This window comes from Paenibacillus sp. FSL R7-0340 (assembly GCF_038002205.1).
GTDB classification, from domain to species: Bacteria; Bacillota; Bacilli; order Paenibacillales; family Paenibacillaceae; genus Paenibacillus; species Paenibacillus polymyxa_B.
This window is the reverse complement of the sequence record NZ_JBBOBY010000001.1, coordinates 2,437,827-2,457,539: the sequence shown is the minus strand read 5'-3', so window position 1 is coordinate 2,457,539 and position 19,713 is coordinate 2,437,827. Positions and strand designations below refer to the sequence as shown.

Here is a 19,713-nt window from a genome sequence, read left to right as displayed (position 1 = left end):
AAGCCTCAGCCACTCCAAATGCAAACCCTACGTATGAAAAACAACTTTCGTTTACAACCTATATCATTTTGGGTATATTAATTTAGAAAATCCATACAAGTGACAGCTTTCACCAAACTTGTACACATCTATTGATATCGAGGTGCTCTTCATTGAAAAAATGGTTATCTCCCGCTTTGCTTATAGTGACATTTGCTCTTAGCGCAGTCGCTCATTACACGCATTGGAACGCTATAGCCCAATTTGTCATTTGCGCAATTTCTGTTGTATTCGTAGCCGGTTTTCTCGGCAGGGCGACCGAAAGTGTCGCGCATTATGCTGGCCAACGTTTAGGCGGATTCTTAAATGCCACCTTTGGTAACGCAGCCGAACTGATCATCGCCATCTTTCTTGTTAAAGAAGGTCTTTACGATATGGTAAAGGCCAGTCTTACCGGTTCCATCATCGGTAATCTGCTGCTGGTGCTCGGAGCAAGTCTGTTCGCTGGCGGTTTAAAGTACAAAGTGCAAAATTTCAATATATCGCTGGCTGGATTAAGTGGTTCTCTGATGATTGTGGCTGTTATTGCCTTGTTCGTTCCAGCTGTCTTTCTGAACACACACGTTATCACGGATAACGAATCAGATACGCTCAGCCTCATTGTCGCAGGCACGCTCATTGTCGCGTATATTGCGTGGCTTATTTTTTCTATGATTACGCATAAGGACTATTTAGCTGATGTGACCGAACAAAAAGATGAAGAATTGCCACATGAGCATGCCCCTGTGTGGTCCAGAAACAAATCCATTGCCTATTTGGTACTCGCTACTGTCATGGTCGCTTTTGTCAGCGAATGGCTGGTAGGTACACTGGAGGTATTTACGACCCAATTTGGGCTCAGCGAATTGTTTGTAGGTGCCTTCCTCGTCGCTATTATTGGTAATGCAGCCGAACACAGCGCTGCTATTTTACTGGCGATGAAAAACAAAATCGGTGCATCTGTCGAAATAGCTGTCGGCAGCAGTTTACAAATTGCACTATTTGTTGCCCCTGTGCTGATTTTTATCAGTTACTTTATGGGAAACACGATGAATATTGTTTTCACCACAATTGAGCTGGTCGCCATTGCTGTCGCTGTATTTATCGCCAAATCCATCACCCAGGATGGCTCAACCAACTGGTATGAGGGACTCATGCTACTGGTAGTGTATGTATTGTTAGGTGTATCCTTCTTCCTTGTGTAGCTTTTAAGGTTTTAAAATGTGCATTAGGATGGTGGAAGGGCGATGCGCTTTTACCATCCTTAAAGAACATTTTTTAAAAAAAGGCATCAAAAAAAGCATGCTCTCAAACTCCGCATGCTCTCATCAATTCAACCGTCTTCCTAATTGGCCTTATTATTCATGGCCTCATATAGAATAGCCAGATTGCGTTCCAGCTCACTGACCAGCTGTTTACCTACCATTTCCGGAAGAAGTCCAGCGCGAACCGCAAAATCCACTTCCTTGGAAAATCCGTACATCTGAGTATCCAGCACTTCCTCATAGAGAGGGCAATAACGGGTTGCCAGATTCTCCATCTGTACTTCAATAAGCTTCTTTATTTTATCTGCATCTTCCTGAAGCAGATTAATAGCCTTGATATTCAATTGTTCCTGCAAATCAGATGAAGTCATGGATTCTTCCCCCCTATGTCTCAATGTCGCACAAGACGTCCTATCCTTAATATTAGACCAAATTGCAGGCTAATACAAGAACCTGACAAAAAAAGCATCCCTACAGTTACAGGTAGGGATGCTTTTGCTTCAAGAATAAAGTTAGCTGGCTACTGAAATATGAAGTCCGTGCTTCTCGAACACCTCGATGATCGCTTTCTTAGCTTCCTCCGCATCTGGTCCATGAACGTGTAGTTCATAGCTATGGCTGCTGACTAGGGTCGTAAACAAGCCCAGTATACTTTTCACATCAATATACTTATTTTCGGAATGAAGGACGATAGAAGAGGTGAACTTGCTCGCCGTCTGTGCAATTTCAACAACAGCCGCGTTATTATTGGACATAGAGATCCCTCGCTTTACTGAATTGTCATGTATCGTTACTCATCCATAATAATACATTGAAATCGCTTTCTCAGCAAGAACGGATATCGTTATTTTAAATTTTCAGGGTTTAATGGCTCCAGCTCAGGCAGTACAAAGATGCCGTCTTTACGAATCAAAACATCGTCAAAATAAATTTCACCACCGCCATATTCTGGACGCTGAATCAACACCAAATCCCAGTGGATGGATGAACGATTACCGTTATCCGCTGTTTCATAAGCTTGACCTGGTGTAAAATGCAAGCTGCCAGCGATTTTCTCGTCAAACAAAATATCCTTCATTGGATGTAAAATGTGCGGATTAAACCCGATGGCAAACTCGCCAATATAACGTGCTCCCTCGTCAGAATCAAGAATATCATTCAGCCGCTTCGTATCGTTACTCGTCGCTTCCACGATCTTACCATTTTCAAAACGGAATTTAACATTTTCAAAAGTAATACCATTATACAGGGTTTGTGCATTGTAGCTGATAGTTCCGTTAACGGAATCACGTACAGGTGCGCTGTATACTTCGCCATCCGGGATATTGCATTGACCTGAACACTTGATAGCTCCGATTTGCTTAATAGAGAAATTCAAATCCGTACCCGGTCCGCTGATCCGTACCTTGTCCGTCCGATTCATCAGGTCTGCCAATGCATCTTGAGCTTTGTCCATTTTTGCATAATCCAGATTACACACATCGAAATAAAAATCTTCGAATGCTTCTGTGCTGATATTCGCCAATTGAGCCATGCTGTCATTCGGATAACGCAGCACTACCCATTTGGTGTGTTTCACCCGTTGTTCGCTATGTACCGCATGCTGATAAATGGAATTATACATTTTCATTTTATCTTCCGGCACATCTGACAGATCATTTACATTTTCCCCTGCACGAATTCCGATGTAGCAGTGCATTTGCTTCATCCGGTTAAGATCAATCTCAGCCCAGGTCTCCAGCATTTCCTTTGTCGCGTGACGAAGCATGGCGCTCTGTACCTTACGGTCTGTAAGTTGTACAAAAACATTTCCACCTTTTTTACCAACTTCATGAATGATGGCGTTAAGCAAGTCACGCTCTGTACCAATCATTTCGATCAATACATTTTCTCCAGGCTGCACCTCAACAGAGTAACCTACCAAATTTTCCGCCAGCTTAAGTATTCTAGGATCTTTCATGTAGTGTCTCTCCTTCTCTATTTCATTCTTTTTGAACAATGGTTAATTCAAAATTCATTGTATCACGCCCGCTCCGTTACTTGTAGTCCTCAAAAGTAACTCTGGTTATCAAAGCCTCTTGATGCAGCTCTTCATTCACTCCCTGTCGGGAAATCCTGCATTCCGATGAAAGCTTTAAGGGTAAACCTGTTTGGCGATCTATGGTCAGATGATACACAGTACGCACAATGGATTGCTCCAACTGGTTGCTCATATCCTCACAACTTTGTGACCATACTTGAGTCAGCTTCTTTTGCAGTTCTCGATTCGTTCCTGTATGCTGCGTTTTTAATATCCCGATTTGAGGGTTTAACGTATTCATTTCTTTTATTAAACGATCTTTCAACCAGCGCTTTGCCGAAGCAGATTCCGGTTCAATCCTCAACATCCAAGTTCCCCGGGCAGCTCCCGTTTCCATACGAATGCTCTTATTCAGTGTATTTAATTCCTCAAGCTCCTGAATCGGATTGAAGCGATTTAACATACCATTTCCACCCAGAGGGGGATAACCGGATGTCAGCGCAACCCATTTTCCACTCTGACGAAGAAAATGTTCTTGTGTAACATCATGCTCGGACTTACCTTGTTGCAGGGCTACGTAGCCACCTTGCTTACGAAAAGCTTCTGTAGAGCCCCAATGCATGATCAATTCATCGTGATTTCTTAGCCTACCGCGATATTCAAACTGCTTATTCGTTGGCAGACCACTGTCAGCTCTAATTGCAGTCCGTCCAGTAAACGTTACCATCTCTTTGCCAGCCATTCCTGCAACAGATCTCTTAAAAATCTGCTCAGGAGTATATTGTCGATCCAGTGCACAACCACTTAACACACCTATCACAAGGAACACACCACAAACCTGCATCACCCATTGCTTTCTCCAATGCATCCCATCATCCATCCTATCCTGAACATAACTGTACTCATGAGCAATAATCCTGCTTCAAGGCAGTTATGCTACCTGGTTCACTTTATCGTGTTTTCCCTATAGTTCAAACATACACACGATAAAGCTACGTTTAGGATTACCTGTCTGCAATGGGTTATGCAAGACAAAAAGAGAACATTCCCTAAGGAATATTCTCTACACATTGGCTACATGATCAACAACTATTCGATTGCGTCCTTCATTTTTCGCTTCGTACAAGGCCATATCAGCGCTATAAAATAAAGATTCAATACTGATCTGCTCGTCCAGCCAGTTCCATTCAGCAATCCCGCAAGAAACAGTCACCTGAGGCTCGGTTTCATGCTGTACACGGTAACGTATTTTTTCTGCATATCCGAGCGCCTGCTGTACCCCCAGCTGCGGTAAATAAATGGCAAGCTCCTCGCCGCCCCATCTGGCACATACATCCTCATCGCGAGTCGCCGAACGAACGATATTGCTGACGCTTTTCAGAATTTCGTCACCCGTCTGATGCCCATACGTATCGTTCACCTGTTTGAATTGATCAATATCTACCAAAATAAGAGATCCACAGAAATCCTTTTCCTGATGTTGCTGAATGATTTGGTCCACATAATGACGTACATACAGACCTGTTAACATATCCATATTAGCCAAACGTCGCACCTCAGCGTGCAGCATAGCATTGGTTACCGCCAACCCGATGTGAGGGGCTAGCATTTGCAGCATTTTGTAATTATCATAAGAGAAAAAGTGTGGAAGCTTGCTGGACAATAGTATAACCCCTCTAGGAGTACCGCTGGTCTTCATAGGTACAGCCATCAAAGACTGGGAGTCCGTCGCATCCATAAAATGAGAGGTTATCTTCCCATCCTTTCTATAGTCCGACACAATCACTGGTTCTCCTGTTTTGCGTATCAGTCCAGCAAATCCCTCTTCATGAGGGTAACTTTCTAATTTTAAGCTTTCCACATTACTCGACATGACCTTAAAACAGCTTCCATCCTGATCAAGCTGTACAATACAACAAAAGTCAGCCATGAACATTTTTAATAACTCCTGCACGGCAAATTCAAATATTTCATTTAACTTCAGGCTCTGATTCAAGCGCTGAACCAGTTCATTAATGAGACGCAATTCATGAATAAGTACATTAGACTGCTCAAGCAGCTTCGCATTTTCAAATGCAGTGCCAGCCGTATCCGCCATCATGGCAATCAGCTCTACATCCACTTTTTTCATACTATCCGCACCCGATGGAAGGATCATATGGAAAACACCGTATACACCCTGCTTGCCACGTAATGGGATGCCGATTTCAGTCATTTCATCTTGTGTACCGACAGGCTCATTCACAGCCATTTGCCCTTTCATAAATGCACGGACGCATACATCTTCGTCCCGTTCATGCAGCAGCAAAGGTTTGACCTGCGGATTGCGACTGTGTCGATCCTGACTCATATACAAGGTGATATCTACATGGGGAAACAAATAGGCGATGCTCCCGAATACCTCATCCAGCACGCCTTCCACGTCAATTTTGTCATGCATCCGTTTTACAATCTGAAATAAAATAGAACGGCGTCTACCTTCACGATCGCTTCGATTCTGCATCCCAAGGATATCTTCCATAAATATATACTCAAACTTCGAGTAAAAGCAGGATTTAAAATGTAAAGCAGCTGCTAACAATGTGTCCTGATTTGAGACAGAATGTTGAGCAGGCCGTGTAAAACGAAGAGCGGCAAAGGGCTCCCTCTTGTAATTACGGCATAGTATGGGAACCATATACACAAACGCAAGGCTTCCATCACGAAGTTTGCGCTGACTCACTTCCATCTCTCTAGATATGCAACAACGTTCGACCAAATCCAAATCCTCGTCATCATCTTCTTCCCTACCAGCAACACGAACACCTATAAAATTAAAAACAGCAGTATATTCTTCGTTAATCCAGGATATACCATTGCTCTGCTGTAACCAACTCCGATATCCTTGGACAAGCAGCTGGTTAATATAGGGGAAATCATAGGGTGTCATATCCATGTTCTGGAGCCAGGCAAAAGACGTATATCCTTTATCATCAAACAGCGGAGCACCGCCAGCCTGGACTGTTTTACTGTCAAGCATTTGCTGATCCGTTGTTGAAAATTCCGACATATTAAGGCGCTCCTTCACAGCAAAATTAGCTGTACCAAGACAGCGGCTATACACCACTATAGCTCATAATATGATCTATTTTACTCTCAACTCTAGAAATTTGCATCCATTTTTCAGAAATTCGTCCCACTTTTTTAGTTCTTAAGCCCTATCGACAAATTCTGACGTTTTCATTCTTTTTCTTTTCTTGACATTGACCCACTCTTACATATAGTATATATTAATGAAAAAGACTGTACGGCAGAACTATCTACTGTGCGGATCTTAAATTTTGGGCGTAACAGTTTGTGTCACCCTCATCTTTTTTGTTGCTGACAGGACAGCGGCTGAACTTTTCTGTCAGTAGTGCGTCTTACCTTAATTGGTAGCGCCGAACAAATTGGAGCGCAAAGAGAGCCCCAACTCAAATTTTAATTATGAAGGAGTTAACTCTATAATGGCACGTTACACTGGTCCTAAATTTAAATTGAGCCGTCGTCTCGGTATTTCCCTGAGCGGCACAGGTAAAGAATTGAAACGCCCTTTCCCTCCGGGACAACATGGTGCAAACCAACGGAGAAAAATCAGCAACTACGGTATGCAGCTTCAAGAGAAACAAAAGCTGCGTCACATGTACGGCTTGGGTGAAAAACAATTCCGTACCCTGTTCAACAAAGCTCAACACATGCACGGTATCGCTGGTGAAAACTTTATGTTCTTGCTGGAAAGCCGCCTGGACAACCTTGTGTTCCGTCTTGGCTTTGCTAATTCCCGTGCAGGCGCACGTCAATTGGTAGCTCACGGTCACGTTACTGTGAACGGTAAAAAAGTTGACATCGCTTCTTACCAAGTAAGTCTTGGCGACGTGATCGGTCTTCGTGAAAGAAGTCGTTCCCTGTCTTCCATTAAAGAAGCTTTGGAAAACCGCAACCACTTGGCAGCTTACCTGGAGTACAATGACGCAGCTCTGGAAGGTAAATTCATTCGTTTGCCTGAGCGTGGCGAATTGTCCCAAGATATCGATGAAAAACAAATCGTCGAATTCTACAACCGCTAATCCTTGTATTAGCACCAAAAAGCACCCGAATTTATTCGGGTGCTTTTTTTATATTTCCTATGCATCGAGCCTGAGGGTTTTATTCAATGGGGATGTATACCTTCATACTCAAGTGATCTGGATAGGAGGAATTCATCACGTCCGTAATTTCAAAATCAGGCCCCTCCCTCCGTTCAAAATTAGAATTAGGAAGCCATGTGCCATAGATAAAGTCTCGTATATTCTGAACCCGTCCATCTGAACCCGAAGCGTCAAACTCAGCATACTTCCCTGCTGGAATCTCCATATATATGAAACCCTCTGCCAGTTCTTTTGACTCTTTTTCAACTGCCTCGCCCACCACAAATGAAAATGCACCGTTGTCTTCAAATCGACAGGCAACCCCATATGACATTCCCGGTGCAATTTTGTTCGGGATAAACATAAAATATTCATTTGCTCCAAAGTGCCCATAAAACCCTGGGATTTCTTTATAGTGCTGCTCATTATTCAGATTTGTTTTATATTCATATCCTACAATTTTAACTGTTTCGAGCTGCAATATCACCGGCTTATTCACATCCAAATCCCCCATCGTATTTTTTTGGTAATCCAGAAAATTGATTTTACTTTGCGCAGGAAACTCGATATCACCGTTACGATACTTGCCAGGGGTGATCCCAAAATTCTTTTCAAAAGCGCGGGTAAAAGCTTCTTGTGAGTTGTATTGATACTCAATAGCAATGTCCAACACTTTTTGATTGGATTGTTTTAGCTGTTCAGCCGCCTCGGACAATCTTCTCCTTCTTATATATTGTTGAACCGTAAAACCCGAAATGGCCTGAAAAACCCGTTGGAAATGAAAAGCTGAAAAACATGCCTGTGAAGCAATCTCGGCAATTTTTAAATCCTCCCGGAGATTCAATTCAATAAACTCAATCGCACACTGAATTCGTTTAAAATAGTCCATATAATCCTTCCCCGCACTTGTAATTGTTTTGGTTATCTATCCTACACCCAAATTGTGCAACCCACGTTTTCATTATGTATAACTCTTTACCTACATGTTTGATTATTTGTGCTAAGTTTACCATGACTTTTCACTTGTCAGAAATAAAAAAGCAGCGCTGAGATCGATACAATCTCAGCGCTGCTTTTGAAAATATTTTCATTATCCAAGCTTGATTTTAGCAAATTTCCGTTTACCTACCTGCACAATGTCGCCTTCCTTCGGCGTGTATGCTTCGTTCACATCGGTCCATTTCTCTTCGTTAATTTTGACCGAACCCTGCTGAATACTGCGCTTGGCTTCACCATTAGATGCTGCAAAGCCCAGATGAGTCAGCAACTGGATTACACGAATGCCACCTTCTTCTAACTGATCAGCCGTCAAGGTGAACTCTTCAATATCGTCAGGCAGCGCACGTTGCTGGAATACGGTCACAAAATGCTGCTTTGCTGCTTCCTCTGCTTCTTCACCGTGGTACATGCGCACTAACGTTCCAGCCAGCTTCATTTTGGCATCACGTGGATGTACTGAGCCGTCCTTAACACCTTTCGCCAGCTCTGCCAGCTCCTCGTTGTTGATATCCGTTGCAAGCTCAAAATATTTCAGCATCAGCTCGTCAGGAACGGACATGGATTTCCCGTATATTTCGTTCGGCTCCTCATCAACACCAATGTAGTTCCCCAAACTTTTGCTCATCTTCTGGACGCCATCCAGCCCTTCAAGCAATGGTAATGTAATAGTAGCCTGCGGCTCAACTCCGTATTCTTTTTGCAGGGTTCTGCCCATCAGCAGATTAAACTTCTGATCCGTCCCCCCCAATTCAATATCGCTTTGGAGAGCCACGGAATCCATGCCCTGCATCAGCGGGTAAAAGAACTCATGGATGCTGATCGGCAATCCGTTTTGGTACCTTTTTGTAAAATCATCTCGTTCCAACATACGGGCAACCGTTACTTTGGCCGACAGGGTTACTACATCAGCAAAAGACATTGGCCCTAACCATTCGGAATTGTAGAATACCTTTGTTTTTTCAGGATCGAGAATTTTAAAAATTTGTTCCTTGTACGTTTGTGCATTACGCTGTACATCTTCCTCAGTCAGTTGCTTACGAGTCTCCGATTTACCTGTCGGATCACCAATTCTGCCTGTAAAATCTCCGATAATCAGTTGCACTTGATGGCCTAATTCCTGGAACTGGCGCAGTTTGTGCATAACAACCGTATGTCCGATGTGAATGTCGGGCGCAGATGGATCAAGACCCAGCTTAATTTTGAGCGGCTCGCCGCTAACGACCGATTTAATTACCTTACGCTTCAGCTCATCCTCCGGTACAATTTCCGCCACACCCCGCTGTATCACCTCTAGCTGTCGCTCGACCTCTACCTGTTGCTCCGGCTTCAATTCTTCCCACTTCATCCTGTATACCTCCTATTTTTCATCCAAAATATTACATATTATACAAACCAAAAAGCCCCTTTCATCCCAAGGGACGAGAAGGAGCTACTCGCGTTACCACCCTAATTAAAGAAACGCATGTCAAAGACAGACATTTCTTTCACTTCATTCCTATAACGGGCCTACACCCGGTACTGGATTACTATGGTAGCTTCGCAAACCTGCAAATGCTTTCCATTCATCCAGACAGCTCCAGACGGTAATTCAAAGGAGGGACGCTACCGATTCACACCACCCATCGGCTCTCTGCACAACGTGATTCCGCCTTCTACTGAAGTCTTTCTCTGCTTTTCACGATATTTACTTTGACCTATTTATAACACACTGCTTTTATGTAGTCAACGACACCAAAAGACAGGCTTTTTAGCATATGGGTTCATTTTGTAATTTTATGCTATAATAATGGCTGTTATAAAGGAGGAAGACTTAATGGTTGAAGAAAAAAACAATGTATCAGCGCCAAAGCCTTCCCGCTTGAGGACAACCATGCGAAGGCTCGGCCGTGTCATAAAGTGGGTCATCATCATCGGTTTTATGGGGGCACTATTTGCAGGGGGGGCCGCCGCTGGCTATGTCGCTTCTATTGTAAAAAGCGAACCCGTGCGTTCCAGATCCATGATCCTACAGGAAGTAGATAAGAATGCAATTACAGGCTTCGCTTATTTCAATGATGGCTCTCCCATCGGACAACTTCGGACAGAAGAAGATCGAAGACCTGTCACGTTTAAGGAGATTCCACAACTCGTCATTGACGCAGTCATTGCCATTGAAGATAATCATTTTTATGAGCATAAAGGTGTCGATTTGTCGGGAACGCTGCGTGCTGTGAAGCAAAAGGCGCTGCATGAATCCGTACAAACCGGGGGGAGTACCCTCACCCAGCAGCTTGCGCGTCGTGTCTTTCTAAATCTCGATCGCACGGATGACCGCAAGGTCAAAGAAATTTTGCTGTCTCTGCGCCTTGAGCGCTTCCTGAGCAAGCAGCAAATTATTACGGCCTATCTCAATAAAGTACCTTTTGGTAACGGTTCAAGCGGTTACAACGTCTTTGGCATTAAAGCAGCGGCCAAAGGTATTTTTAATGAGAATGATCTGAACGAGATTAATGTAGCCCAGGCCGCCTATCTGGCAGGTTTGCCACAGCTTCCTTCTTCTTATTCTGCTTACAACGGTAAGGGCGAGTTTAATGAAGCTGGCTTTAAAAGAGCCATCAACCGCCAGCACCTGGTGCTCAGTCGAATGCTGGAGGAGAACAAAATCAATAAAGCACAGTATGATGAAGCGATGGCTTTTGATATCAAAAAATCTCTCGCACCACGCACTGTTAAAGCTTATAACACCTATCCATACCTTATGATGGAAACAGAACGACAGGCTGCGCAGGCACTCATGTCTGTCACCAATCCGGGTCAAGCAGCTAATGCCAGTGCAGATGCCAAGACCAAGGACGATAACGATTTACTCAAAGAAGCTGAACAGCAGCTTCGCACAGGCGGTTATATGGTGTACACCACCATTGATAAGAGCGTCTACAAATCTATGCGTCAAATTGCAGAAAATAAAAACAACTTCTCTGCCACTAGTAAAACCAAGGGTGACGAACAAGCAGCGGCTATTCTGATTCAGCATAAAACAGGCGCCATTCTTGGAATGATGGAAGGTCGGGACTTCCAAAAGGAGCAGATGAATTATGCCACGCAGATGGTACGTCAGCCAGGTTCGGCAATGAAACCGATTGCTGCCTATCTCCCTGCATTGGACAGCGGTCTTGTGCAGCCTGGTAGTATCGTGGATGATGCCCCTATTATTTTGAAAGATGGCAGTAATGGATATCACATTCCGAAAAATGCTAACAACCGCTATCAAGGATTGGTTACGGCGCGTTATGCACTGAATCAATCGCTAAATACGATAGCACTCAAGCTGTTTAACGAAAAAGTAGGGATTAGCAACGCTTGGGCTTTTGCTAAAAAACTGGGTATCACCACCTTGGAATCCAGTGATAACAACGCTCAAACGGGTGTACTTGGCGGCTTGGCCCATGGGGTGACTGTCGAGGAACTCACGAATGCATATGGAGCCATTCCAAATGGCGGTGTGTTTAATGACGCCTATATGATCGAAAAGATTGTGGATTCGCAAGGCAATATTGTATATAAGCATCAGGCTAATCCTGTGCAGGCCTTCTCACCGCAAACCGCCTACCTGATGACGGATATGTTGCGTACAGCCGTGTCGGAAGGCACAGGCAGACTGGTGAAGCGGAACTTTGATCAATCCGGCAAGATTCCGATTGCCGGCAAGACAGGCACTACGCAATCCTACACTGATGTTTGGTTCGAGGGCTTTACGCCTGACGTCACGCTGGGTGTATGGGTTGGTTACAAGCAACCTGTCAATAAGCTTGAAACGAAAGTCCAAAAAGAGCGGGCTCGTCGCTTATGGGCTCTAATCATGAATGAAGTAACAGCTAAAGATGCCCAGCTGTTCCAAACGGACAGCTTCAAGAGACCTGACGGCATTGTAAGCCGCACAGCATCCGCGTATGGTTCGGACATTTATAACAGTAAGTATCCACCTAAAAACAGTGAAAATGGTGTGAGCCGTGCGAAATATATTACCTACCAAGGTGTGAATTATATTCCACGCGATGGTACACCGGATGATATGTTATATGAACGGACCGTTAGAAAACGGGAAAAGCCCATCTCAGAATTGATTAAAGAGCTTCAGCAAGCCTTTAAGGTGATGAGACGACATAATTCGTTGTCCTACTATCTGCCTCAGGATGCAGATAAGGAAGCTCCTACTCAGATTGATCCACGCAAGGACGATGGAGCAGCCCCTAACGCTCCATCTAGCGTCAACGTAAGCTATAGTGACGGCAAAGCCATAATCAGCTTTAGCCCAAGCGGAAACAGCGACGTCGTAGGATACCGTCTGTATCGTTCTACAGATGGGGGCAGCTTCCAACGGCTTGGCAAGGTTGTTATGGCTGACGGCTCCAAGGTGTTCTCTGACAGCCCTGGGGGCAGCAGCTCCAGCTACTACGTGACCGCCGTTGATGTAGGCGGCCATGAGTCTGGGCCAAGCACGAAAGCAAGCGCAGCACCTGTGGTGCCACCTGCAGATTCTGAGTCTCCAGACGTTCCGGGCGAGGGAGATGGAACAGGTGCACAGCCTACAGAGGTTCCTACTGCCCCTGGACAGCCTCAAGCTAAAGCCGCTGGCTCATCCGTAGCGCTCCAATGGAGCGCAGGTAAGTCTGCGGACGCTATTACAGGCTATAACGTGTATTACAGCGAAAGCGGTGCGGAGCCTTTTACAAACATAGGCTCTACCGCATCTCCCAGCTTTGAATATAAGTCGGGGAAAAAGCCAAAAGGCTGGTTTCGTGTCACTTCCATGAATACCATAGGGGAATCGGCTCCTTCCGGAGCCGTCCGTCCATAACTGAAGACAAAAGCAGAAAGTGATAGGTTGGGTGAATATGAGATTCACCCTAACAAAAAGGGAGCCCCCTTAGCCATTAAGGCTTTGGAGACTCCCTTTTATAATTCTAATATGCACAGCACTTCAATCCTCTATGGTAGATAAGTCACCTGTAGGAAGGTTAAGCTCCCAGGCTTTCAACACGCGTCTCATAATTTTACCGGAACGGGTTTTGGGTAGCTTTTCCTTAAACTCAATTTCGCGTGGAGCAGCATGAGCAGACAGCCCTTCCTTAACGAAGCGATAGATGTCCTGCTGTAAAGCTTCAGACGGTGCATAGCCTTCACGCAGTGCAACAAAAGCCTTGATAATCTCTCCCCGCACGGTATCTGGTTTTCCAATGACTCCGGCTTCCGCTACTGCAGGATGCTCCAGAAGCTTGCTCTCCACCTCAAAAGGGCCGATTCGCTCCCCGGAGGAGTTAATGACATCATCAATCCTACCCTGAAACCAGAAATATCCGTCCTCATCCATGTAAGCTGAATCACCCGATACATACCAACCGGGAAAGCGGAAATATTCCTGAAACTTGTTCGGATTGTTCCATATACGATTCATCATGGATGGCCATGGTGTACGGATCGCCAAGTGGCCCATCCGGTCAGGAGGCAACACCTGCCCTCTGTCATCCAAAATAGCAGCCTGAATACCTGGGAGTGGCTTTCCCATCGAACCCGGCTTAATTGGCAGCTCAGGGTAATTACAGATCAACTGTGCTCCTGTTTCCGTCATCCACCAAGTATCATGAATGCGCTGTGTATACACTTGCCATCCCCATCGCACCACTTCTGGATTCAGCGGTTCCCCAACGGATAATACATGCCGCAGACTGCTAAGATCATATTTGGAAACAACCTGCTCCCCTGCGCTCATCAGCATCCGAAACGCTGTAGGAGCACTATACCATATGGTCACTTCGTGACGCTCAATCGTGCGGTACCAGTCTTCCGGGCTGAAACGCCCCCCACGAATGACATTCGTCGCTCCATTTAGCCATGGAGCAAAAATACCGTATGATGTTCCCGTGACCCAGCCAGGATCAGCAGTACACCAATACACATCATCTTCCCGCAAATCCAGCACCATTTTGCCAGTATAGTAATGCTGAATCATCGCATTTTGCACATGATACACGCCTTTGGGCTTGCCTGTTGAGCCTGATGTATAGTGAATAATTAATCCATCTTCACGATTCAACCATTCTGGCTCAAGTTCCTCTGAGGACATAAGCATTTCTGTCTCGAAATCGATAATTCCCTGCTCGCGTGCATCCATATCACCAACCACAAAAATATGTCGCAGCTCAGGAAGCTCCTCACGTTTTACCCGTGACAGAAGCGCAGGTGTGGTCACTAATGCCACCGCCCCACTATCCTCCAATCGATCCTTAACCGCAGTTTCCATAAACGCCTCAAACAATGGACCGACAATAGCCCCTACCTTTAGAACACCAAGTAAACTAATAACCAGCTCGGGTGAACGGGGCATGAAAATAAATACCCGCTCCCCTTTACCAATACCGTATTTCCGCAGCACATTTCCGAACCTGTTAGAGCTAGCACGAAGCTGAGAGAAGGTGTAGGTTTCGTGACGGTTTGCGTCACAATACAATAGTGCCGCTTTCTCACCTCGTCCTTCCTGTACATGTCGATCAATGGCTTCATGTGCCATATTTACCTTGCCTGTTTCATACCACGTAAAATGACGCTCTGCATCCTCCCACTGAAAGTTGTTGTAAGCTTGTTCATACGGGCCCATGTTGGATGTGGGAACTACAGTCTGGAGTTCTTCAATCTTCATACGTTCAGCCTCCTCACAATGGATTAATGAGAATCACACAGAACAAGATAACGCTTACAAAATAAATAAAGCAGACGAAATCCTTTGGTGTACTGGTTGATTTAAGCACTTAATTGTGAACATTTTATGTCTAAAACAGTATATCATAGGTCAGGATGTGACGACCATCCTTTTCATTTAATTGTTTTTTTGCTATAAGTAGGGGATATGAGGAACGAGCTCATGGCGAACAAGGAGGGCGTACACATGCAGCATTTAAAACTGTACCACTTGGACACGCTGGATCATAACGGACAAACAATCTATGTAGAAGGCCCCGTATCCGCGGATCAACTGCGTTCATTTCAAATGCACAAGCAATTAGATGCCTTTCGCAAACCAAAGGAACAGTTCGACGCGTTGGTGGATATTTCGGAACTGCCAGAAGGCAGAATTATCATTGCCCACAACGGGGAAACCCTTCTGGGATATGTTACTTTTCATTACCCAGATGAGATGGAGCGCTGGTCGGAAGCTGGCATGAAGGATTTACTGGAACTTGGAGCTGTTGAGGTAGCCAATGACTATCGTGGTCTGGGCCTGGGTAGCCGAATGATTCGGATTGCCTTTGAGGACAGACAGCTTGAATCTTATATTATTTTTACCACCGAATACTATTGGCATTGGGATTTAAAAGGCAGCGGTCTCTCCGTATGGGAATACCGCCGCATGATGGAACGTCTGATGAAAACTGTAGATATGGTCTGGTACGCCACGGATGATCCTGAAATATGCTCACATCCTGCTAACTGTCTGATGGTACGAATGGGAAAGGATGTGCCCCTCGCATCACAGGAGCAGTTTGACCATATCCGGTTTGTCCGAAGATTCATGTATTAAAAAATTATACCCTTAGCCCAAATGCTTGAGCATGAACTCCACAATACGATGCGAACGATGTGAAGCTTCTACCGTAAATTCAGCATAATTAACGTGAGCCGATCCATCAGCCTTATCTGACATAGATCGTAGGACAACATAAGGCACAGCGTTCATATGAGCTGTCTGAGCCACAGCTGCACCCTCCATTTCGGTACAAGCACCGTCCATTTCCTGATGCAATGCAGTCACTAACTCACGATTTGCAACAAATTGATCGCCAGAAAGTACCTTGCCGACAATATACCGATCGCCAAACGATTTGCAGGCTTGCTCAGCTAGACTTGCAAGCTCGGGATCAGCCACAAACTCTGAGGTGTCCTGATAAGGAATGACCCCTCTGGCATAACCCAAAGGCGTTACATCCATATCATGCTGCATACATGTTGATGAGATGACAATATCCCCAATGTTTAAATCGGGATGAACTGCCCCTGCCACTCCCGTAAATATAATCTGTTCTACACCAAAATGATCAATCAGGATTTGTGTTGTTACCGCAGCATTAACCTTGCCTACACCGGATTTGCAGACAACGACTCTTTGCCCGTGAATGATTCCTGTAGTGTACGTGATTCCAGCCTTGACCGTCTTGCTCGCTTCCGTCATCGCTGCCAGCAGCAATTCAATTTCTTCATCCATAGCACCCATTAATCCATAAAGTCGGCTCATTACGCATCCCTCTATTCTTGGTTTGATGATGATGTCCATAAGAAGCTTTATATCCGCGAAAAAAGCTCCATCAAAGGAGCTTTCATCGAAGGTATATCCTATTCAGCACTGCATCTAGTCTAAATAATTAACTGACAACCGCAAAATAGTTTCATGCGGCAAAATAACGCGAGGGTTCTCCACGTTTTCCTTTTTCATCAGCTTGGTCAGCAAACGCATCGCTACCGCACCCAAATCGTACATCGGTTGCGCGACGGTTGTCAGCTGAGGACGAACCATAGAGGCCATACGAATATTGTCAACACTGATTACCGAAAAATCATCAGGAACTTTCAATCCCTCATCCTGAATACTGTGGATCGCACCAATTGCCATTTCATCCGTAGCAGCAAAAATCGCACTTGGCTTCTTCTTCAGGCCGAGAAAATATTTCATTGCTTCGACACCGGATTCATAACGGTAGTTCCCGATTCGCACGAGATCCTCCTGATAATCAATTCCGGCTGTTTCCAGTGCTCTCTTGTAACCTTGGAAACGTGCATAGCCGTTTGCAGGGTCTTGAAGCGTACCACTGATCATTGCGATTTGACGGTGTCCATGGCGGATCAACGTGTTTACTGCATCAAAAGCAGCGGCTTCATGGTCGATATCGACCGAAGGATAGCTTCCTTTTTCATCACTCGTTGCACATAGAACGATAGGGACCGCAGCTGTATGGAACGCCTGAATATGCTCGTCCGTTACTGTACCACCCATGAACAGAAGACCATCCACTTGCTTTTCAAGCAATGTGTTGATGACACGAATCTCTTTTTCTTTTCGCTTGTCGGCATTACACAAAATAATATTATAGTGATACATATTCGCTATATCCTCAATACCGCGCGCAATTTCTGCAAAAATTGAGTTCGATATATCGGGTATAACCACGCCGACGGTCGTTGTCTTCTTGCTGGCCAGACCTCTAGCGACCGCATTTGGGCGATATCCCAATTGTTCAATCGCTTCGTACACTTTCTTGCGGGTCTGAGGTTTCACATTAGGATTATTGTTAACTACGCGGGACACTGTGGCCATTGAGACACCAGCTTCGCGAGCTACATCATAGATCGTTACCGTCACATTCCTTCTCTCCATTGCCAATAAATTTTCAACCGAATCCTAGATCAACTAATTAGAACCATGATACGACAAAATACTACTTTATGCAACGACAGCACACATTCTATCTATGTGAGATGATCGTGGAGTGCACGGGCTGTAATATTCGAATGGGATGTATGCCAAACAGCCTCTCCGCCCTTGATTAAAATGGCCTGCGGGGATTCATGCTTCACCTGAAGCCTGTCCGCGGTTTCATTGGACACCGGCCGATCTTCTACTACATAAATGATACCGTATTCAATATTTTCGTTGGGAGCGCCATGCAAATAGGACTCCACTTCCTGATATGCGCCTGCACTTATCGGACAACGTGTGCTATGTTTAAAGAGAAGCAACGGCTTGTCTGATGACGCTTCCAGAGCCGTATTTAATTGTTGAACAGTAGTCATTTTTGTCATCGTCGCCATTGGATATACATTCCTTTCTGTGTCTTGTCGTATGGCCTATTCACATCGTAACAAAAAGAACATGTAAAATCCAATGGTGACCATGAAAATTTTCATATTTTTTAGTTTTTTGTATTCGTAAATACCGATTCACTGGTAAAACCGGATAATTGAACCAATTTTTTCTCTACATCATTCATCCAATCTTCGTCTCCCAGACTTCTCGCATAGCGATAAAGATCCAGTAAGAGATTAATTCGAAGCTCCATGCGCTCCTCCAAAGCAGATTGCCAATCCACATTGGGATTGTCCGCTTCCTCCAATACAAGCTTGCGAATTATTTCTGCCAGTTCATTGTTGCGAGCAAAAGATATTCTCCGTGCCGTAGGTTTGCTCCCTAGACTTTGTAATAGTGCCTTAATGTCCTTCGTCACATGCTGCAAAACCTCACTGGAAAAGCATGACGAGCATGAGAATACAGGGACGTGCAAAATTTCAACCTTGCCCGCATAGATTACCTTTCGCAGTTCCAGTCCCATCGGTTTGCCACATTGACATTGCTTCTGCATTTAACCACCTCATTACGTAGGATCAAACTATACGAGGATCTCATCAGAATCCAAATATATCTATCTACTAGTCTAATAAATATTTGTTAACTCCATTAAATCTATCATACCTTGTTTTATTTCGACTTTGGGACCTCAAATCCTTCCACAGATTGCAGCTATGAACAAATTACCAAAGCTTTGGCGGGTCAGAAAATGACGACAATTGCTGTCAAAGAGCAGACTACTAACATAAGAATCTGCGAAGGAATGGACTTCGAGCGTTCTTTTTCTTAAGATGTAAAAGTACAGATTACAAAACAGAGGTGTCATCATGTGACGCACGAAAGGATGGTTGGATGTCAAGACTTGCCGGAAAAAAGGTTATCGCCCTGGTGGATGAGGAATTCGAGGATCTGGAGCTGTGGTATCCGATTTACCGTGTTCGTGAAGAAGGCGCAGAAGTGCATTTAGCCGGTGCTGAAAAGGGTAAGAAATATATTGGAAAATATGGCGTACCTGCTGAAGCGGAATACGCTTTTGAGGAACTGAATAGCAGCGACTATGACGGAATTCTTGTCCCTGGCGGTTGGGCACCTGATAAACTGCGTCGCTATCCCAAGGTAATTCAACTCGTACAGGAGTTTCATGCTGCTCATAAACCGATTGGACAAATCTGCCATGCAGGCTGGGTACTGATTTCTGCTAAAATTTTGGATGGTGTTACGGTAACCTCCACTCCAGGCATCCGTGACGATATGGAGAATGCAGGAGCTATTTGGAAGGATGAGGCAGTTGTGACGGACGGACATATTGTATCTGCTCGTCGACCACCCGATCTTCCACCTTACGGAAAAGCTTTCTGCGATTTGTTAGCAGATAACACCCGGAAATAAGAGATT

General features: G+C 44.8%; 17 protein-coding genes and 1 other annotated feature. Of the genes, 5 read left to right on the top strand and 12 right to left on the bottom strand.

Translation table 11 applies throughout. The features are described from left to right. The first annotated feature begins 152 nt into the window (after nt 1–152). Entirely contained in the window at nt 153–1,223 is a 1,071-nt protein-coding gene (gene cax, locus MKX59_RS10765) for a calcium/proton exchanger (RefSeq protein ID WP_068941497.1), read from the top strand. A 140-nt stretch (nt 1,224–1,363) separates the two neighbouring features. On the opposite strand, the gene MKX59_RS10760 is transcribed toward cax, so the two are convergent. From MKX59_RS10760 to MKX59_RS10740, 5 genes are all read right to left on the bottom strand, one after another. Beyond that, nucleotides 1,364–1,654, bottom strand: coding sequence for a YlaN family protein (locus MKX59_RS10760; RefSeq protein WP_007431028.1), 291 nt, complete (start codon nt 1,652–1,654; stop codon nt 1,364–1,366). A gap of 141 nt (nt 1,655–1,795) precedes the next feature. Next, a complete protein-coding gene (locus tag MKX59_RS10755) occupies nt 1,796–2,038 on the bottom strand; it encodes an HPr family phosphocarrier protein (protein ID WP_013310915.1) in 243 nt (80 codons plus the stop codon). 89 nt (nt 2,039–2,127) lie between these two features. After that, nucleotides 2,128–3,243, bottom strand: a complete 1,116-nt coding sequence (locus MKX59_RS10750) for an aminopeptidase (protein WP_013310916.1) — start codon at nt 3,241–3,243, stop codon at nt 2,128–2,130. Between the two features lie 76 nt (nt 3,244–3,319). Further along, a complete protein-coding gene (locus MKX59_RS10745) occupies nt 3,320–4,171 on the bottom strand; it encodes a hypothetical protein (RefSeq protein ID WP_023989325.1) in 852 nt (283 codons plus the stop codon). Between the two features lie 195 nt (nt 4,172–4,366). After that, nucleotides 4,367–6,352: a sensor domain-containing diguanylate cyclase gene (locus MKX59_RS10740; protein ID WP_028540548.1), complete on the bottom strand. Its 1,986-nt coding sequence runs from the start codon at nt 6,350–6,352 to the stop codon at nt 4,367–4,369. 436 nt (nt 6,353–6,788) lie between these two features. Here MKX59_RS10740 and rpsD point away from each other — a divergent pair, with 436 nt between their 5' ends. After that, nucleotides 6,789–7,388 carry a 30S ribosomal protein S4 gene (gene rpsD, locus MKX59_RS10735; RefSeq protein WP_025723468.1) on the top strand — a complete coding sequence of 200 codons (600 nt, stop codon included), beginning with the start codon at nt 6,789–6,791 and terminating at the stop codon, nt 7,386–7,388. Between the two features lie 79 nt (nt 7,389–7,467). On the opposite strand, the gene MKX59_RS10730 is transcribed toward rpsD, so the two are convergent. Further along, on the bottom strand, nt 7,468–8,337 hold the full coding sequence (locus MKX59_RS10730; RefSeq protein WP_068941495.1) for an AraC family transcriptional regulator: 870 nt from the start codon (nt 8,335–8,337) through the stop codon (nt 7,468–7,470). 201 nt (nt 8,338–8,538) lie between these two features. Then, nucleotides 8,539–9,792, bottom strand: coding sequence for a tyrosine--tRNA ligase (tyrS, locus tag MKX59_RS10725; RefSeq protein WP_013310921.1), 1,254 nt, complete (start codon nt 9,790–9,792; stop codon nt 8,539–8,541). A gap of 66 nt (nt 9,793–9,858) precedes the next feature. Then, nucleotides 9,859–10,125, bottom strand: a binding site (T-box leader). Between the two features lie 135 nt (nt 10,126–10,260). Here tyrS and MKX59_RS10720 point away from each other — a divergent pair. Further along, nucleotides 10,261–13,284: a penicillin-binding protein 1A gene (locus MKX59_RS10720; RefSeq protein WP_068941492.1), complete on the top strand. Its 3,024-nt coding sequence runs from the start codon at nt 10,261–10,263 to the stop codon at nt 13,282–13,284. A 123-nt stretch (nt 13,285–13,407) separates the two neighbouring features. Here MKX59_RS10720 and acsA read toward each other — a convergent pair whose 3' ends face one another. Next, nucleotides 13,408–15,123: an acetate--CoA ligase gene (acsA, locus tag MKX59_RS10715; RefSeq protein ID WP_068941489.1), complete on the bottom strand. Its 1,716-nt coding sequence runs from the start codon at nt 15,121–15,123 to the stop codon at nt 13,408–13,410. 246 nt (nt 15,124–15,369) lie between these two features. On the opposite strand from acsA, the gene MKX59_RS10710 reads away from it, so the two are divergent. Continuing rightward, nucleotides 15,370–16,002 (top strand): GNAT family N-acetyltransferase, encoded by a 633-nt coding sequence (locus MKX59_RS10710; RefSeq protein ID WP_068941487.1) that lies wholly within the window; start codon nt 15,370–15,372, stop codon nt 16,000–16,002. Between the two features lie 12 nt (nt 16,003–16,014). On the opposite strand, the gene MKX59_RS10705 is transcribed toward MKX59_RS10710, so the two are convergent. From MKX59_RS10705 to MKX59_RS10690, 4 genes are all read right to left on the bottom strand, one after another. Then, nucleotides 16,015–16,713 (bottom strand): 5'-methylthioadenosine/adenosylhomocysteine nucleosidase, encoded by a 699-nt coding sequence (locus MKX59_RS10705; protein ID WP_068941485.1) that lies wholly within the window; start codon nt 16,711–16,713, stop codon nt 16,015–16,017. A gap of 114 nt (nt 16,714–16,827) precedes the next feature. After that, nucleotides 16,828–17,835 carry a catabolite control protein A gene (gene ccpA, locus MKX59_RS10700; RefSeq protein WP_023989333.1) on the bottom strand — a complete coding sequence of 336 codons (1,008 nt, stop codon included), beginning with the start codon at nt 17,833–17,835 and terminating at the stop codon, nt 16,828–16,830. A gap of 107 nt (nt 17,836–17,942) precedes the next feature. Beyond that, nucleotides 17,943–18,284 carry a bacillithiol system redox-active protein YtxJ gene (ytxJ, locus tag MKX59_RS10695; protein WP_013310927.1) on the bottom strand — a complete coding sequence of 114 codons (342 nt, stop codon included), beginning with the start codon at nt 18,282–18,284 and terminating at the stop codon, nt 17,943–17,945. Between the two features lie 101 nt (nt 18,285–18,385). Continuing rightward, nucleotides 18,386–18,832 (bottom strand): hypothetical protein, encoded by a 447-nt coding sequence (locus tag MKX59_RS10690; RefSeq protein WP_023989334.1) that lies wholly within the window; start codon nt 18,830–18,832, stop codon nt 18,386–18,388. 338 nt (nt 18,833–19,170) lie between these two features. Here MKX59_RS10690 and MKX59_RS10685 point away from each other — a divergent pair, with 338 nt between their 5' ends. After that, nucleotides 19,171–19,707 (top strand): type 1 glutamine amidotransferase domain-containing protein, encoded by a 537-nt coding sequence (locus tag MKX59_RS10685; RefSeq protein WP_023989335.1) that lies wholly within the window; start codon nt 19,171–19,173, stop codon nt 19,705–19,707. The last annotated feature ends 6 nt before the right edge of the window (nt 19,708–19,713 follow it).

What these genes read in the sequence shown, in the direction of transcription:
- MKX59_RS10760 (WP_007431028.1), bottom strand. Translation starts at nt 1,654, where the DNA reads ATGACTTCATCTGATTTGCAGGAACAATTGAATATCAAGGCTATTAAT.
- MKX59_RS10755 (WP_013310915.1), bottom strand. Translation starts at nt 2,038, where the DNA reads ATGTCCAATAATAACGCGGCTGTTGTTGAAATTGCACAGACGGCGAGC.
- MKX59_RS10750 (WP_013310916.1), bottom strand. Translation starts at nt 3,243, where the DNA reads ATGAAAGATCCTAGAATACTTAAGCTGGCGGAAAATTTGGTAGGTTAC.
- MKX59_RS10745 (WP_023989325.1), bottom strand. Translation starts at nt 4,171, where the DNA reads ATGCATTGGAGAAAGCAATGGGTGATGCAGGTTTGTGGTGTGTTCCTT.
- MKX59_RS10740 (WP_028540548.1), bottom strand. Translation starts at nt 6,352, where the DNA reads ATGTCGGAATTTTCAACAACGGATCAGCAAATGCTTGACAGTAAAACA.
- rpsD (WP_025723468.1), top strand. Translation starts at nt 6,789, where the DNA reads ATGGCACGTTACACTGGTCCTAAATTTAAATTGAGCCGTCGTCTCGGT.
- MKX59_RS10730 (WP_068941495.1), bottom strand. Translation starts at nt 8,337, where the DNA reads ATGGACTATTTTAAACGAATTCAGTGTGCGATTGAGTTTATTGAATTG.
- tyrS (WP_013310921.1), bottom strand. Translation starts at nt 9,792, where the DNA reads ATGAAGTGGGAAGAATTGAAGCCGGAGCAACAGGTAGAGGTCGAGCGA.
- MKX59_RS10720 (WP_068941492.1), top strand. Translation starts at nt 10,261, where the DNA reads ATGGTTGAAGAAAAAAACAATGTATCAGCGCCAAAGCCTTCCCGCTTG.
- acsA (WP_068941489.1), bottom strand. Translation starts at nt 15,123, where the DNA reads ATGAAGATTGAAGAACTCCAGACTGTAGTTCCCACATCCAACATGGGC.
- MKX59_RS10710 (WP_068941487.1), top strand. Translation starts at nt 15,370, where the DNA reads ATGCAGCATTTAAAACTGTACCACTTGGACACGCTGGATCATAACGGA.
- MKX59_RS10705 (WP_068941485.1), bottom strand. Translation starts at nt 16,713, where the DNA reads ATGAGCCGACTTTATGGATTAATGGGTGCTATGGATGAAGAAATTGAA.
- ytxJ (WP_013310927.1), bottom strand. Translation starts at nt 18,284, where the DNA reads ATGGCGACGATGACAAAAATGACTACTGTTCAACAATTAAATACGGCT.
- MKX59_RS10690 (WP_023989334.1), bottom strand. Translation starts at nt 18,832, where the DNA reads ATGCAGAAGCAATGTCAATGTGGCAAACCGATGGGACTGGAACTGCGA.
- MKX59_RS10685 (WP_023989335.1), top strand. Translation starts at nt 19,171, where the DNA reads ATGTCAAGACTTGCCGGAAAAAAGGTTATCGCCCTGGTGGATGAGGAA.